The organism is Bacillus pinisoli (genome assembly GCF_023036475.1).
Lineage (GTDB): Bacteria > Bacillota > Bacilli > Bacillales > SA4 > Bacillus_BS > Bacillus_BS pinisoli.
This window is the reverse complement of sequence record NZ_JAJQKI010000008.1, coordinates 133,356-149,845: the sequence shown is the minus strand read 5'-3', so window position 1 is coordinate 149,845 and position 16,490 is coordinate 133,356. Positions and strand designations below refer to the sequence as shown.

At 34.9% G+C, this 16,490-nt stretch carries 18 protein-coding genes; 2 read left to right on the top strand and 16 right to left on the bottom strand.

From position 1 onward, the window contains the following. Positions 1 to 155: 155 nt before the first annotated feature. The 11 genes from LT143_RS13255 to LT143_RS13205 form a co-directional block, all read right to left on the bottom strand. Positions 156 to 626 (bottom strand): hypothetical protein, encoded by a 471-nt coding sequence (locus LT143_RS13255; RefSeq protein WP_246943688.1) that lies wholly within the window; start codon positions 624 to 626, stop codon positions 156 to 158. A 110-nt stretch (positions 627 to 736) separates the two neighbouring features. After that, entirely contained in the window at positions 737 to 1,549 is an 813-nt protein-coding gene (locus LT143_RS13250) for a hypothetical protein (RefSeq protein WP_246943686.1), read from the bottom strand. Between the two features lie 1,109 nt (positions 1,550 to 2,658). After that, positions 2,659 to 2,850 (bottom strand): C2 domain-containing protein, encoded by a 192-nt coding sequence (locus tag LT143_RS13245; protein ID WP_246943684.1) that lies wholly within the window; start codon positions 2,848 to 2,850, stop codon positions 2,659 to 2,661. Positions 2,851 to 2,937: 87 nt separating this feature from the next. Beyond that, entirely contained in the window at positions 2,938 to 3,405 is a 468-nt protein-coding gene (locus tag LT143_RS13240; protein WP_246943682.1) for an NUDIX hydrolase, read from the bottom strand. A gap of 143 nt (positions 3,406 to 3,548) precedes the next feature. Further along, positions 3,549 to 4,289 (bottom strand): reverse transcriptase domain-containing protein, encoded by a 741-nt coding sequence (locus LT143_RS20620; RefSeq protein ID WP_336296615.1) that lies wholly within the window; start codon positions 4,287 to 4,289, stop codon positions 3,549 to 3,551. After that, complete coding sequence (locus LT143_RS20615) at positions 4,180 to 4,869, bottom strand: reverse transcriptase domain-containing protein (protein ID WP_336296614.1); 690 nt, start codon at positions 4,867 to 4,869, stop codon at positions 4,180 to 4,182. Before LT143_RS20615 ends, LT143_RS20620 begins: the two co-directional genes overlap by 110 nt. 645 nt (positions 4,870 to 5,514) lie before the next feature. Then, positions 5,515 to 6,450 carry a DNA/RNA non-specific endonuclease gene (locus LT143_RS13225; RefSeq protein ID WP_246943680.1) on the bottom strand — a complete coding sequence of 312 codons (936 nt, stop codon included), beginning with the start codon at positions 6,448 to 6,450 and terminating at the stop codon, positions 5,515 to 5,517. A 210-nt stretch (positions 6,451 to 6,660) separates the two neighbouring features. After that, the gene (locus LT143_RS13220; RefSeq protein ID WP_246943677.1) at positions 6,661 to 6,903 is read right to left on the bottom strand and encodes a hypothetical protein; all 243 of its coding nucleotides are present in this window, start codon (positions 6,901 to 6,903) and stop codon (positions 6,661 to 6,663) included. 529 nt (positions 6,904 to 7,432) lie between these two features. After that, entirely contained in the window at positions 7,433 to 8,047 is a 615-nt protein-coding gene (locus LT143_RS13215) for a DnaA N-terminal domain-containing protein (RefSeq protein WP_336296618.1), read from the bottom strand. Positions 8,048 to 8,107: 60 nt separating this feature from the next. Then, positions 8,108 to 8,440, bottom strand: coding sequence for a YolD-like family protein (locus LT143_RS13210; protein ID WP_246943674.1), 333 nt, complete (start codon positions 8,438 to 8,440; stop codon positions 8,108 to 8,110). Positions 8,441 to 8,534: 94 nt separating this feature from the next. Next, complete coding sequence (locus tag LT143_RS13205) at positions 8,535 to 8,684, bottom strand: hypothetical protein (protein ID WP_246943672.1); 150 nt, start codon at positions 8,682 to 8,684, stop codon at positions 8,535 to 8,537. Between the two features lie 257 nt (positions 8,685 to 8,941). Between LT143_RS13205 and LT143_RS13200 the strand changes: the two genes are divergently transcribed. Then, positions 8,942 to 9,274 (top strand): helix-turn-helix domain-containing protein, encoded by a 333-nt coding sequence (locus LT143_RS13200; RefSeq protein ID WP_246943670.1) that lies wholly within the window; start codon positions 8,942 to 8,944, stop codon positions 9,272 to 9,274. A 459-nt stretch (positions 9,275 to 9,733) separates the two neighbouring features. Here LT143_RS13200 and LT143_RS13195 read toward each other — a convergent pair whose 3' ends face one another. From LT143_RS13195 to LT143_RS13175, 5 genes are all read right to left on the bottom strand, one after another. After that, entirely contained in the window at positions 9,734 to 10,513 is a 780-nt protein-coding gene (locus LT143_RS13195; RefSeq protein WP_246943668.1) for a hypothetical protein, read from the bottom strand. A 656-nt stretch (positions 10,514 to 11,169) separates the two neighbouring features. Then, positions 11,170 to 12,720: a recombinase family protein gene (locus tag LT143_RS13190; protein WP_246943666.1), complete on the bottom strand. Its 1,551-nt coding sequence runs from the start codon at positions 12,718 to 12,720 to the stop codon at positions 11,170 to 11,172. Next, positions 12,707 to 14,218, bottom strand: a complete 1,512-nt coding sequence (locus LT143_RS13185; protein WP_246943665.1) for a recombinase family protein — start codon at positions 14,216 to 14,218, stop codon at positions 12,707 to 12,709. The genes LT143_RS13190 and LT143_RS13185 overlap by 14 nt, the downstream gene beginning before the upstream one ends. A 13-nt stretch (positions 14,219 to 14,231) precedes the next feature. After that, positions 14,232 to 14,387 carry a hypothetical protein gene (locus LT143_RS13180; RefSeq protein ID WP_246943663.1) on the bottom strand — a complete coding sequence of 52 codons (156 nt, stop codon included), beginning with the start codon at positions 14,385 to 14,387 and terminating at the stop codon, positions 14,232 to 14,234. 123 nt (positions 14,388 to 14,510) lie between these two features. Beyond that, positions 14,511 to 14,681 carry a hypothetical protein gene (locus LT143_RS13175; protein WP_246943661.1) on the bottom strand — a complete coding sequence of 57 codons (171 nt, stop codon included), beginning with the start codon at positions 14,679 to 14,681 and terminating at the stop codon, positions 14,511 to 14,513. A gap of 133 nt (positions 14,682 to 14,814) precedes the next feature. Between LT143_RS13175 and LT143_RS13170 the strand changes: the two genes are divergently transcribed. Then, complete coding sequence (locus LT143_RS13170) at positions 14,815 to 16,362, top strand: recombinase family protein (RefSeq protein ID WP_246943660.1); 1,548 nt, start codon at positions 14,815 to 14,817, stop codon at positions 16,360 to 16,362. Positions 16,363 to 16,490 lie beyond the last annotated feature (128 nt).

The window sequence follows — 16,490 nt, the reverse complement described above, 5'->3', positions numbered from 1 at the left end:
AAAATCAAATTTCATTAAAATTCGTCACCATCATGACATTTTCCTTTTTAAACAAAAGAGGAACTTCGTTAGTTGTCTGAAGTTCCTCTTTTGCGTATAGTTGCCTATGCAGCTATTTATGATGGTTTTTTAGTTTTGTAAATACATGGGTAATTTTACTCTCCATCCTCTTTTTTTTCTAAAGTTAATATATCCTCTTTGTTATTGAATTTAATAAGTAATTTGTATTTGTCTTCTGCATAAGTATTTTCATTAACTGTACCAACGACGAACGTAATTTCTTGGAATCCATCTTCATTAATAAATTCTTTAGTGTCCATATCTCCGACAATACCCTGCATATTAATTGTATCGCTTGTTAATTCTATATATATATCTTTAAGATCAGTTTTTTCATTGCCTATATTAATAATAGTAAAATAATTTCCTTTATATTTTTGATATCTCTCCGCGTCAAAAGTATAAACAGCTTTCCAGTTATTCCCTTCTCCTTCAAATACGATTGATCCAGTTGTAATTTCGTTTTTTGATAAATCTTGTAAAGAATTACAAGAAGTAGAAATTAGGATAAGAACCACAATAATTAAGGATTTCCTAATAAATTTTAATGTTTTTTTTTTTAGCATTAATTATTCCTCTATCTATAATGAATTTCACATTAAAAAGGATAAAACATGTACAAAACACCATTTGGACAAGATTATTTGGTGTTTTGTACAAAGTAAGGATTATTCCCTTACTTTACTTGGTAATCAACTGACCACTCTACATACCGAACGTACTCCGTAAAGTTACCACTTTGGTTATAAGACGTGTATGACCCGTATTTATCATATCTATCTTCTCTACCTTTCCAATTCCCGCTATCAAAAATTCCCGCCCAATAAAAATCCCGTGTATTATTAGGTAGTATAATCTCAGGACTTATACCAGAAAATCTGTATGTAGATGACCATGTTTTACTTACTCCAGAAGATATCGTTGCGGATACTTCTGATTGCATTGAAGAGACGCCTCCAGTAACACTACTATTCTGTGATAGAGTTTTTTGATATCCAAATGTTTTTTCTGCTCCTCTTGCTACAGAAATAAGGAATCGGGATGGCCCTCTATTACCATAACTTGTCTTTGATTTGCTTGTTACATAGTAATGAGAATGTTCAGTACACAATCCATAATAACTACACTGAGTACCTAATGTAGAAAAATCACCCTCTTTCTTTTGAGAGGCTTTATGATGGTTAGGATTTATATTATCTTGAGATGTGAAATCTTTTTCAGACACTTCCATGTCCCCAACATTATAAATATTTATGGTTGATGCATTTGGGAATTCTTCTGCGAGGCCTTTTAAGACTTTAGGGGAAAGTTTTTGTTCATTTGCTTTTGATATTTTCACTTTAACTTTATTACCATTAATGTCGTATTCTTTCGTCACCACATCATTGTATACAACTGGAGCTTTTTCTTTACTAGAGGCCAATGACGTAATACTAAACATACTCAAAACCAAAACTAACATAACAAAGATGGTGAATACCTTTTTCAATATCAATTCCTCCTTTTTTCAATTACTCTTTAAGTTTACACTAAATTATTCCAAAATCAAGAAAAATTTGACTTTTTTATTTGCGCAACTAAGCTACGAAATATGTTTAAAATCAATGCGAAATATACCAAGATTTATCAGAAGATAATACATATAGCCAATTTTAATTAATCAGTTATGTTCATAGGTCATAACAAAAGGGTTTAAGGTTTTTGGTTTTTGGTTTTTGGTTTTTGGTTTTTGGTTTTTGGTTTTTAGGCTTTAAGTCTCGATGGGCTAGTTAACATGGCAGCCATGGGAACCTAGTAAAAAGACAAACCCAAAAATTCGAGCAAATTTGCTCGAATTTTTGGGTTTTTAATTTGGGAAATAACACGAAAATAACCTAAACAAACTAAAAATTAAACTCCTATTTTCTCACGTTTTCTTTAGATTTCTTCACTAAGTTGAATTTGACATTAGAGAAACTGGAAGATAAATCTAAGTATTGTTCTATTCACTGTCATGGCTATAAATCTACCTTCATTCTTCGCGCAAAATGGACGAAGAGATTCAGAGATGATAGTTATTGATAAAGAAAGTATGTTATATCAGGTCCTTGTTTTTATTGATAACCCTATTAACTCACTTTTCGTACTTATTGTAGGGGGTCTTGTTAGCGGGTATATATATAAAGTTCAGCTCCATAGGAAGATATCACACAGCTGAACATATGACATTCTCTTTTTCCTTACAATCTTCTTTTCTTCTTTCGTAGAAACGTTCAAAACTTCATTTGAAGTTTCGTTTATCACAACTGATTCTGCTGCATTTAGAGTGCGTCCCTGCTTGTAATTTTTCATAATCCCCCGGAATGAAGTGTTGATATAATAATATGTTTGTTGATAAAAATTTTCATAAACCTCTGGAATAGGAAGTTGGTTACTTTAACTTAGTAAAGGATTATTCATAATTAACCGGAAAAAATATAGCCATGATTTGTGTATTTCAAAATCAACTATGCTGTTGCAGTTTATAGCAATTTGTTTTATGAATGGAAAAGGAGCCTAAATAACAGGAAGTACATAAAACCCTGCATATCTAGCCTCTTTTATTAGGCACCCTTTAGCTTAATTAGCTTTGTTTACTTCTTTTATACATTCATACCACTCTTCTAAAGCAGCAGGGTCAGCACTACTGCCATCCTCTAATAATAAAAGTCCACTTAAAAAATCCCCAAAATCATCAGATTGTGTACGCTCGTAATGCTTTTCTAAGAATTTCATCATTGCCTTGTAAGCCTCTATTTCAGAAAGTTTCATAAAATCCACCCTTATAACATACTTTTACTCTTATTTTTTTCAATCCCTTCTTAAAGTAACCTTACCTTTAGTTGTTTAAAGGAATAACTACCCAATAATCGGCCGTGGCTTTCTTGATAATAAGTCAGCGATAAATATTTTATGTTCGTTGAATATATTTTCTGGAAGTTCTTCAAGTGGAAAAAACTTATTCTGGATCGACTCCTCGTTGTTTTCAACTAAATTCCCACTGTATTGATTACAAATAAATAAAATTTGCACCAATGAAACTTGGTCGCCATTTGAAAATGTCTTATCGTATTGAGGACCAGAATAAATCCCAAATAACTTTGGTTCTTCTATGTTGAGTCCCGTTTCTTCGTAAACTTCTCTTCTAACTGTATCTAGAATGCTTTCTCCTAAATCCATAAATCCCCCTGGAAAACCCCATTGTCCATTATCAGACCGTTTTTGCATCAGCACTCGATTTTCTTTATCAAAAACAAATGCACCAGCAACAACCATAATAACCTTTTCAGTTCCTACCATTGATCTTAAATGTTGAATGTAATCCACTTTTTTAAGCCTCCAAATAATTAAATCTCTTATTAAACAAGTCGAGTAGAAGAGAACCTCTCCACCTTTCGGTAGATTGTATTCTCCCCCCTCACAGAACCGTGCTTGCGCTATTCACGCACACGGCTCCTCCTAGTTATCATTTACAGGATGTAGCTTATCTCTTTTCTCAGGTCATATATATTTACCTTCACTTTTACGTAAGGCAAGGGATTTTGATTAAGAAAAAGTCTGAATTTGTACCAGGTGAAAGATTTTCTTTGACTTCTTCTATTGAGCCATTTGTACAGTAAGTATCCGATAAGGTCTCTAAATTTGTTTACACTTTGAGTATTGTCTGTAATGCAGTAATAGTTGTAATAGCCTATAAGAGAGCGTTTAAATCTATCAAGGATTGTATGAATATCTTTATTTCTATTGCTCTTCAGCCATTCCTTACATTCCTTAAGTTTGCCTTGGACTTTCTTCCTGCTTGTTTTCCGCTTCACTCTAAACTTACCTCGTTTACTTTCTCCACAGTAGTGTGTAAAGCCGAGGAAGTCAAAGGTAGCCGGTTTGCTATATCCCTTTTTATTCGCTTCTTTTTCTGCGAACCTTCCAAAGGGAATAATCTTGGTTTTATCCTCGGCTATTTCTAAGTTAAATTTCTTTAACCTCATTTTTAACGAATGGAAGAATTGTTCGGCTTCACTTTTAGATTGAAAGCAACAAACAAAATCGTCGGCATACCTCACCATGTAAGCTTGTCCTTTGCACTGCTTCCTGACTCTCTTCTCAAACCATAGGTCGAGAACATAATGGAGATATACGTTGGCTAATATCGGAGATATAACTCCACCTTGCGGTGTCCGTATTGTATTTCTTTCCCTCTTCCATATATCCACCTTTAAGAAACCTATTGATTACTCTTAATAGATTAGGGTCAGAAATTCTCAGTTTAAGAAACTCCATCATCCATGTGTGGACAACATTGTCAAAGAATCCTTTAATATCTACATCTACCACATAGTTTACTGACCTCTTTTCAATATAGTAGTTCAGTATTTTCAATGCATCGTGGCAATTACGGTTTGGTCGAAAACCAAAAGAACAATCTAGAAAATCAATTTCATAGATGGTATTTAGTATTTTCGTTATGCCTCTTTGTACAATCTTATCTTCATGTTCAGGTATTCCTAAGGGTCTTTTCTTATCAGAATTTAGCTTTGGAATATACATCCTTCTCACTGGAACAGGACGATAACTCTTACTTTTGAGCCTACTAACCAAGTCCACTATGTTTCTATCTAGACTCTCACCATATTGTTCTTTAGTTGTTCCGTTAACTCCAGTTGCCTTTTTGTTTGGCAACTCATGATGACATTGGGTTAATGCTTGCTCACTTAGTAAATGTGCAAGAGATGTAAATTTCATTTTAGGATCAGATTTTGCTAATTCTGCTATCCTTAGTAGTTCCGTTTCCATTTAATGTTCCTACCTCTGTGTGTAGTAAATGTTTCCCTAGTAAGGGTGATAACTGGTAGCTAGCCTTTCCTCCATCGGCATTACCCAACTTCATTGGTACTACGCTGCTATCCGACTCCCTAATCAACATTTAGCTTCCTTGCTTTGTATTGCTTGTACACTATACTCTTCTAAACTAGAAGAGACCGATTAGGGTCTCCCGAGTTGGCGTATCATATCAATGTGTTACGTGCCAAGGTCTCTGACCCCAGAGAGGTTTCATTCTTCTTGCCATTAGCGATGAATGAAATATTGCTTTCTGCCGAAGTTAAGACATCAGCCCTCTCGAATTACTAACATTATGGAGCTCAATCCCTTCAACCATTAGGCTTTCGGCCCACAACCTAACTGTCTACGCTTAAAGACCAAAGTTACCTTTAGTCCTCCAAGACTCGCTACGAGTGAATGGCTAGTTCTTACTCGACGGGAATCCCACCCGTTATATGATACGACCTAGGCTCGGCCGCACAACTTCCCGTTAGCTTAATAACTTCAACAGAAAAGGTGGTTAATCCCTCTAGGATCAAACCACCCATTCGCAAACAGTTATAAATCGTCAAAAGTGAAAAATGTTCTTCCGTTCATTTATTTCAAAGTCCTAAGGGATTACTCCCCAACCATACCGTCACCATCTCGGTCATCCATATATTTATATAACCAATGGTCACTCGTAATCGGCATACTGAATCCCGCATCTTTTGCTTCTTTAATGGTCACCTGTCCATTACCGTTTGTATCAACGCTTGAAATATCACCTTCATCATTTGAACTAGTTGAAACCGTAGGCTCTGAATACTTATCGTCATTTGTTAAACCAAGGGATTCGTTAACCTCATCAGGGTTCACATTGTCAAATGAATCCACAATTACGTTACCTCTTAACGTATACGTATACTGATAATGAGAAGGAATCTGTGTTTCCGTGTCTGGATAGGTGATAATCGCTTCAAAATCCGTCGCTCCACCAGCTCTACGAATTGCGTCCTCCATATAGGCTTGGTCTCCATGTCGATTGAGCGTACTTTCTTGAGGGGTAATATTATAAGCATTGGATACTCCACCGAGAGAATCAGCAATGATGTGTCCTTCATCTAGTAAGTCACTTTCAACACCAGGAACTTTCGCTTCATCCGAATAGTATCTACCAGATGATAATACCGGTTCGTTGTTGTCATCTTGCAAAATGATTTGGGCAGCAATAACACGGACCAGTTGCCCAAATTCATTCGTAAACGCCCAATATTCACGGTCTCCATAACCAATGTCCACGACGACGTTAGGTTCACGAGTTCCTGATAAATCTCCGCCATCCACTTCAATAAGTTGAAATCCGGCAAACACTTGATCATTTGGTAGGGTTGATGTTTCCTCTTCTACTGGTTCATCATCCATAGTGATGGTTTCTTCTTCATTATTTGTTTCAACTGGTGTTTCTTCTTGTTCTGTTTCTACAACTGTATTGGGTGAATCTTCTACACTGGTACAACCAACTATAAAGATGGTCGTTACACATAAGATTAAATAGTTCATTCTCTTTTTCATATTAGGACTCTCCTATACTAGTTTAGTTCATTTCTATGTATCTAGGATGGTTAACATAAATAATAGCACCCTAATTTGGACCATGACAATAGCTGTCAATATGTTGGAGTGCTATTTGCTATTATGTTTTATTGTTATAATCTGTATAAAGTTTCTGATGAATCAACGAATACAGACCTGTCATTAACATTGTTAAAACCTTTATTTGCATTAATGAACTGGACCATCATCTATAAATGGATGAAGTAACATGCTACAATGTAAAAATAAATCACTTTTAATATTATGGAGATGTCTTTCATCCACAAGTTTATTAAACTGCTTATCAAAAAATAAGAATTTCTCCCCCATTTTCATCCTACCATACTTAAATTGCTGTTCACGTAAAGCTATCTCAATTAGTTCCGAGATTTCTTTTGCTTCTTTTTTTAATCTTCTCTCGTGGAATTCCATAATATAACCTCCCTTTTGAAGGAAGTAATTCAACAAAATATGACAATTACCCTTCAAAAAAAGTCTACTTATAAAATAAACGGTTCCGATACTAAGGTGAAAACGTAAAAAAACGGGTGAAAACATACTAAACCTCAGTTATTTTAATACCTTAATTAGCATTAGAAATGGATGTGGTGACGAAGGACTCTAGAGAAAAGGGTCCTTCCTCATTTATACTTGCCCAGATTCATCTCTTTCTTCTTGGTATAAAAAGAAAAAACGAAAGGTGATGGACCCACCGTGAAAGATGAAGCATATGAAAAGTATATGGAATATACAAATAGATTCATTGATTTGCTTTTAAAACAAGTCAATTCGGGATTAACTGAAGGTGAAAAGGTGCAATTGAAAAATAAGTGCCAAAGAAGCAATTGATATAATTGATTGGCAAAGAAATATGAAAAACCGGCAACTTACTATGATAAACTCAACAACAAAAGGCATAGAAGATAATTCTTAAGTAATAGGAATTATCCTCCATGCCTTTTCAACGTATATCTCCTACAAAACAAAAGCCGTATTTCTCTTCTATTTCTGCAAGTAGTTCTTTTACTTCGCTTATAGTCTTCATTTGCTTGGTTTTTATTTCTCCAGCTACGATGAACTTTTTGCTTTTGTGATCCTGTGTCTCTTCATTGGGTGAATCAATGTCAATGTCCAACGTTTTAATGAAATCATCCACTGATTGGAACTCTTGAAAGTTACCTTCTGAAAGATCTCTTAGACTCTCTTGTATCATTTTCTTACCCTCGTCACTCATCTCAACAATAGGGGTATTTAGTATTGATTCTAAGTGCTTTACACGTTCTTCAAGCAATTGTATTTGCTGCAATAACGTGGGATGTTGGCCAGATTGATTGTCATTACTTTTTCTGATCGGAACTAAAGCTGAATCAGCTACATATTTAATGTAAGCTGGAGCATCTGGAATATGAGCTAGAATATTTATGAGTAAGTTGTGATAACGATTCTCCAACCAATCTGATGCAAAGTCATTTCCGCAGTAGACGATTAGTGTGTCCTCTTTTACCTCGCCTTTTGTATTAGTAAACCAAGTCTCGTATGATGGGCTTGAAATCCTTTCCTTTACTTTCATCAGCACCAGTTTCCAAATATCCAATCCTATCACAACCTTCTATTTAAATTCTTAACAGTAACCGTATTATACCCTCGCAGCACCCACCAGACGATACAAATGTATCGAAAACTCAACTTCTAACTCATCTTTAAATAGAATCATTCTTCCGTGAGGATTAACCTTCTTCACATACCCACAACGCTTCGTAAAATACCCGTCTTTCCATGTATCTACCTCTAACAAATGGCCATGTTCAAAAGCTTCTCGAATAGTTCGTTCAATCTCTTCTATTTGCATCTCGTCTAGTTCTGGCAGTAGCTGCTTGCTATCATTTAGATAGTATTGGCGAATCTGTGCAACATGTTCTGTTAGCATCATCGCCGTCCACTTTTTACTTCCTCGATCACGTAGTATCAAATGTATATTCTCCCTCCTTAGTTAGGTGGAGACAATGTTCACATTCCATGTTCTGAAATCATATAAGCACTGTTGATGTGTTCTGTTCTTTGTTTTAAACGTCATGCAGCTCTTGATTAAATTCAGAGGTTAACATAATTTTGTCGTAAGGATTAAACAAAAGCCCAGAAAACAAGGATTTTCTTTTATAATCCTTCCCTTTCACAACTAAGTGAATAAGATCCACAACTCGATTTACGTACATACTTCCGAATCAATCTATCTATCTCCCTCCTTCACTCTCATTACAAAGAACATACGTTCTATCTTGAATAGGAAAATATTAGCCAAAAAAAGACGGTATGACAATGATGTCAAACCGATTAGAGCATTTTTATTCTTCTGGAAAGGTAGCTATTCATGAATATAAGGGATGTAAAGCGTCTAAAATGGAGTCTAGATGCATTTTTCCTAGTACCAACAATAATGACTTAATATACAAAAATTGAACGGAGGCATGTTATGGAATCACCATTCGGTCAGCATATTCGAAGAATACGTGAACAGAAAAAAATTGGACTTGTCGAGTTTGCTAAAGAGCTGGGTGTATCAGCTGGATATTTATCAAACCTTGAGACGGGAAAAACGGAGAACATCAAACTGAGTTTGATAAACAAGCTCCAACAAGATCTACACATATACCCCGTGAATGAAAACAGTGCGGATGAAGAACTGGAACAACGCCTAGAACGGGTAAACAAACTGTTCCGGACATGTTATGAACAAGACCCTGTGTTTGCCCACTATTTTTTTACAACAGTTGAGGAAGGATTGGATTTAGTTTTGAAGAGATAAACAAACCATTTAAGGTCATACTAAGTATGAACATTGTCAAACCTTTTTCTTGGCTACATAACTTGGTTATAGGTTTCCATGTTTTATTCTCCCAAGAGACTCTTCATTAGGATTCACCAATCAAAATACAGTTTGATATTAACATTTTGATACCTAATGGCATCTTTCATTTTCTTAAATAAAGAGGTGTCCCCTTCCTGTCTACTGATATCATGTGTCAAGATTCGATCAATTATTCATTTTTATATAAACATTTTTATAATTATAAACAGAAAGGCATGATATATCTTTATTTATAGAGGTTGCCCAAAAACAACCTCTAAAGCAAGGTCTGTTTATATTCTGCATATTTTTCTAAAGGGAAAAGGATAGTCGTATATTTAACCACTTCTATTAATGGTAGATGACCCTAGGAATCCCTTTAGGGCAAATCCACAGAGCAACAGCCAATAATCACTCTTAATTAAATAAACTTAACTGATGGTCATCATTCGTTGATTTTTTATCCAAAAGTCCAACATTAATAATAGAATCTTTAATAATTTTATCTAAAATGGCCTCCTCACTTTCCCAAACAGACAAGACTAATAGCTTCATTGATGAATATTGTTTTTTTAATGGAGAGAAATAATACTTATGGCTACTAGCGAGTTTATTAGGCTTTTGATGTAATTTACTTCTTTTATGATCGATATTTCCCCTTAGGATTTCATTCTCATTGTATAAATAACAATAGAGGTACTCAGAAAATGTTCTTGGCATGTTTTTTTTATAATGAGTTGGATCTATTCGAAGATGATAATATTTCCTAACATTTTCTACGATTTTACTAAAGTCTTTAAAAGACAGTTTTCTAAATGGTTCAGTCTGATTTACAATGTTTTTAGGATAGAAATACCTAGGATTCTTATTTCTAGAAGGTGCCGTGAAACCTAATGGATTATTATCAGTCTCATTAATCGAAGAATCCTTTTGTAATTGCTTATAAGAGTCTTGAAGGTCGTCCAACCTCTTTATAATTTCTGGTAATAATTTATCCACTTTCTGTGTTCCTTCTGTATAACCATTTAGATTTACGTATCGATCTATGTCATTTATATTAATATACTGTACTTGATCAATTTCTTTTACAGTAACTTCCCCTTCCATGATTAGTTTCCTCACAAGCTGCCCAATTTGATTAGCAACCTTTTGAGACATATGGTCAATTGTATAATCTACTGGTTTCCAATTATCCAAAAATACTCCTCCATTATATTGTTTTTATAACGGTATGCAGAATGGACGAGTAGTATCCTTTATTTGGGTATTTTTAAAGATTTTATATCTTGTACTATTTTCATAGTTTCATTAGCATAATCTCATTCAATTGCCGAGAAACATTAACTGTTTCAAACCTTTTGCCGAGAAATAGCCAATCGAATTAATCAAATTTCACTGCTAAAAAACAAACAAAGGCTTTCAAACCTATGATACCAATGTTCTGGAAGCCTTATTTTTATTATCTGTCTCGGTCAAGGGTAAAAGAAAGGATCCTTTCTTTTACTCTTGACCGAGTTATGTTGCATAACGTAGCATAATTGCCGAGAAATACCGGTTATTAGCTTGTCCCATTTTATGCTGATAGCTTGTACAATCTTAGTTTAAAATAGTTTAGTATTTTCAAAGTATTATCTTCAGCTATTTTCTAAAAAGTCCTTCATTAAAAATTGTTGATTTTTCTTGTGGTTACTTTTAGCATAGAACAAATCCTTTTGCTTTGGTAAAATTCTTTTCATCCAGCCCTGTTTTTGCGTAGTGGATTTTCTTGGTAAAGAACCACTGTTCTAAAGCCCCAACTCGTAACTCGAATGATAAAATAAAAATGACCATCATAAATGAGGGTCATTTGGCAGTTATTTATAAAAGTTAAAATGTAATTCATTTTGATCATCGAGAACAATTTCCTTGACTAGAAAAAGGACTTCGATTCTACTATATTCTTCACTAAGGTCTTCCTTAAGATCTTCTAATAAATCAAAAACCCACTTTCCCTTACTCCCAAAGTCTCCCTCTAGCTCCTCCCACTTTCCTAGTAGGTAACAAGTGTAGTCCAGTTCCTGAGAAATGCTATTAAATTGTTGTTCTAATGCATTCTTTACAATGAGAAATGCAGAATAATCACGGTACTCAGGTAAAAGTAAATCCTCAAGTTTATCAGCCTTTGCCTTAACCTGTTCAAGCTTTTTAAGTTTTGACTGTATAGTGTTAAGGTTTTTCTGCAGTTCAGTTTTACGGCTTTTTTGTAGTATGATTTCCTCCCGAACTCTGTAGAGCAAAACCCTCTTAATCTTTTCATTTATCGTATCTATTTGAAGCTCTTTATCATACTCTTTAATAGCATCTTCCTCAGAAATCCTATGGTCACATTCTTTTCTCATATACCAACGTTTCCCATATGGATCTCCTCCATAGGGATTTTTTGTCCGCTGATCACGCCCTCTGAGTGTTTCATTACATGAGCATTTAATTAATCCTTGAAAGGTAAATTTGGTTTTTATTCTTGAATCCAACAGTTTGTTATTGTGGATTAATCTCCAAACCCTTATCCACTGTTCTTCACTTATGATAGGCATATCACACAGGAAAGTAATTTTCTCCCATTTAGATAATAGCTGGTCCTCTGTAATATTCTTAACATTTACAAGAGGCATATGATATCCACAATACCAAGGATTCAAGAGGAGATTTTTAACATGGGGAATTGTCCAATCTATCTTTACTTTTTCATTTAATTCTTTCGCTGCAATTTTTGGGTAGTTTTTGTTCAAGTAATTTGCTATAAAAGAATAGCTTGGAAGGAATTCAAAAAGATTGTATACTTTTTTTACAATATTGCTCTCTATCTGATCAACTACGGCCTTCCCTGGCATGGAGGTATTTTCACCTTTTACCCAGTTATAACCAAAGGGTAGTTGTCCCCCTACATACTGCTTTTTCAAGCGCTTAACCTCTAATCCTGCTTTAGTTCTGACAGAAATATTATCACTTTCTAATTTTGATAACCCATCCTCAATAATTGAAGCGATTAACCCCTGTGGAGAGGGAGGTTTGTAATCAGAATTTTTGTTTGTGATGCGAACATCAACATTAAGTTCATCAAATAGAGCCCTTAGTTCAATGTGTTCCTCAATTTTACGTGATATTCGGTCTACATCTGATACTAAGATTCCATCAATTTCACCAGCACGGACTTTATCTAGTAATTCACTGAATTCTTCCCTTTGTTCCTTATCAAGACGATATGCAGATTTCTTTTCTGAAAACTTAAGTACGTCGTTTATATTGATTTCAGGCAAGTACCGGCTAATATACTCTGTAATATTAGGTGTTTGACGATTTTCTGTTTCTTGATCTTTTGTTGATACCCTTTCATAAATAGCCCACTTTTTTTTATTCGCTTCCAATTATATTCCCCTTTACTTGACTAAGATTGTAATGAAGATGAATTGAAAATTCTTTACTTGGGAAAACCAAAACTTTCTCTGCTAGTCCCCCAACAATTTTAATTGCTACATCTTCCCTTTTTTCAAAAGATAGACTCTGGTAATGCCCTACAATAAGTAAAAGCAGGTCGTCTAAACCTTTTTGGATTAGTTCGTATTTTTCACATTCTTGTTTCCATTGAATTAGGGTTCCTTCGTAATTCCGTAAGGCATCTGTCAATACTTTTCTGTTTTCATTTAAATATGCTTCTATTAAATTCGATTCCGCCTTTTGGAGCTTGGACTTTTTTTGTTCCATCTCCTCCTTACATTTTTGAATAATCACTACTTTTAACCTTTGAAATAATTCGTTGTTTGAATTATTATCAAGACTTGACTCCCAATAATCTAATATTCTCTTTTTAAGACTTTGATCAATTGTTTTAATTTGTACTTGAAACTTCCTCCTTGTACATTCTGTATTTTCACATGAGTAATACTTTGTTTTTGTTTCCATAGGCCTGTAACAAAGTCCACAGTATACTAAACCTGAGAATAATGGATTAATAACTTCTTTTTCTTCAAGGGGAAACAACGACAATGTCTTACTTAACATACTGTTTGCTTGGAGCCAGGTCTCCTTTTCAATTAATGCCAGTGATTTTATTCGTTCCCTGTTTTCTGCACCCATTGTTCTTAAAAAAGTCCCTTCAATCTTTTGCATCAATTGACCTCGGTACAAACGGTTTGATAGACGACTTTGAAGAGTTTCAATGTTTAGGTCTTTCCATTTCCACTCTACAGCTTTAGGATGATTTTTCATTTTTGTCAAAATCTCATCTAGTCTTTCGTTTACTGACCACAATTCTATAAACCCCTTAAACAACAATCCTACAAGGTCAGCTTTACTATATTCTTTCTTTGTTGATTCTTCCAAATTTGATGATACTTTCTGTTTATCAATACTCAGAACACCCTGTTGAGAGATATAACCGAAAGGGGGAGAGCCTCCCGCCCAAAAACCATCTCTTGCTTTGATTTTCCTGGATTGTATTTTTCTGTCATGAATAGCATTACCTTCTAACTGGGCCATACCAGCAAGAATGTATTCTAAAAAATCACTAATCATACCAGGCATTATGGGTGGTTCATTTGCTGCTGAAAAACATAGTTCTACTTCGTGTTCTTTAAGTAATTTTATGATTTCCATATACTCATGTGCTCTTCTAGCTATTCGGTCTCTTTTGAAAACAATAATACGTTCAACCGTCCCTGCTTCAACCTCTAATAATAGTTGAGTTAACATTTTTCTTTCCTGACTGGATTTGGTTCTAGCAGAAACCTCATCATGCATAATTTCGTGTACTACCCAATTATTTTGCTCTGCCATCTTTAAACAAGTATGTGTTTGCAATTCTTTTGAATTAGGTTGGTTCTTCTCGCTTGTTGATTGCCTTGTATAAATAATGGTCCTCTTCAAACATGTCCCCCCTTTACTCTTTAGAATATCCCTTTGTCCATTGTTCTTCGATATAGTGAATCAACTCATCTGAAAGCCAATCTACAAAGGCTTCTATTCTTTCCTGATCTCTATGAAAAGTTACAGAAGCTGTTTCAATTTTTTCATGTTTCTTTTGTTTACGACCCATGGACCTATCCCTCCAATTTGTTAGGTTAGTGGTTATAGTATCCATTTAGTCCAAGTGTATTCATTTTAGTAAAATATTTTTCATAATAGTGAATACTTGTCCACCGTGAAGAAGAAGATAAAATCATTCATCCTCTTCGATTTCACATGCTACAGCTGCTTCTACGATTGCTTTTAAGACTTTATTGTTATTGGCCCACTCAGTTGTGAACCAGCTTTTTTGTTCTTCTTTATCAAGGTCTGCTAGATGAGAATGTATAACGATTGTGGTATTACCTTTTTGGATTTTCTTCATAAAAAAATCCCCCCTGTTCCATATATATGCTAATGAAACAGATAATTTCGGGAATCTTTTGCGTTATCTCATGATTGTCCAAAGTTTTGCATATGATTAACTAATCGAACGGCTCGAAAGCAGGTGAGTCCATATGTACAGGCCTCAAGAATTAGACGTGTTCATTTATTTAAGAAAGAGTCGTAAAGACCTTGACGAGGAAAAACGAGCATACGAAGAAGGGCGTGGATACGATACCTTAGAAAGGCATCGCAGGCAATTATTTGAATTAGCCAAAAAGGAACGGCACAATATCATTGATATTTTTGAAGAAGTGGTTTCTGGAGAATTCATTTCTGAACGACCTCAAATGCAGAATTTATTGAGAGAAGTTGAATCAGGTATTGCAAATGCAGTATTAGTAATGGACTTAGATCGTCTTGGTCGTGGAGATATGGTCGATCAAGGTACTATTTATCGTGTATTTCGCTACTCAGAAACGTTTATTATCACCCCTACTGAAGTAATTGATCCGACTGAAGATAATCAGGAGCTCAATTTTAGTATAAAGTCACTCATCGCAAGAGAAGAGCTGAAGACAATAGTAAAGCGAATGCAAAACGGTCGAAGAACTTCAGCTAAGGAAGGAAAGTCCATATCAAAGGTTCCACCATACGGTTATTTAAGAGACCAGAACCTTAGGCTTTACCCCGATCCTGAGACTCGCTGGGTGATAGAACTTATATTTGACTTGGTTATTCAAGGCCACGGAAGACAAGCTATTGCTCAAGAGTTGGATAAATTAGGTGTCACTCCACCTAGGGGTAATTTTTGGAGCCCTTCCACCATTTCGTTTATCATAAAAAATGAGGTTTATACGGGTAAAATCATTTGGGGCAAATACAAATACACAAAGCAGCACGGTCAGTATATTAAAAGAAAAGTCCCGAAGAGTAAATGGCAAGTTGCCGAAAATGCACATAAGTCCATCATTAATACAGAAAAGTTTGAACGAGCAAACGAGTTACATAGCAACCGTTGGAGACCACCTACACACAAAACAAAAAAGCTTTCCAACCCACTTGCAGGTTTATTAGTGTGTGAACTCTGTGGGCGAGTTTTAGCCTTTCAACCCAGAAAAGATCGCCCACAACCGCAGATTAGGTGCATAAATCCTGGTTGCAAAGGGATACAAAAAGGGGCTTCATTAGGACTTGTTGAAGAGAGAATACTGGTAGGTCTTGAAGATATCATTAGTCAACTTGAAATTACGGAAGAAATGGTTCCTAAGAAAAAGAAGAAGCTAACTGTCGAAGTAAAAGAAAAAGCATTAAAGGTAAAACAAAAAGAACTGGATGAGCTTAATGACCAAAAGGATAAGTTACATGACCTGTTAGAGAAAGGTGTTTATGATGTTGACACCTTTTTGGTCCGACAACAAGCTATTTCTGAACGTATCAAAAAAGGGCAGAATGAATTAAATCATTTAGAAGAGTCACTTATGAAGGAACGGCAGCAGGTGCAAAACCAAGCAATACTCTTGCCCAAAATGAAAAACGTTTTGGAAACATACCGAAAAACTAATAACGTAGAGAAAAAGAATCGATTGTTGAAGAGTATTTTTGAGAAGATTACGTATTTGAGAAAAAAGGAATGGAAAGATAAGGACCACTTCCAAATCCAGCTATACACAAACATATAACCTTCCCAAGGGTAAAAATACCCTTGGTTTTTTTCAAAATTTAATAAGTCTATCCAAGAAAAAGTTCCATTTTTCGCCATATACTTAACTATTATTCGAGTATTTGAGTTAAAATGGAAATATTATCT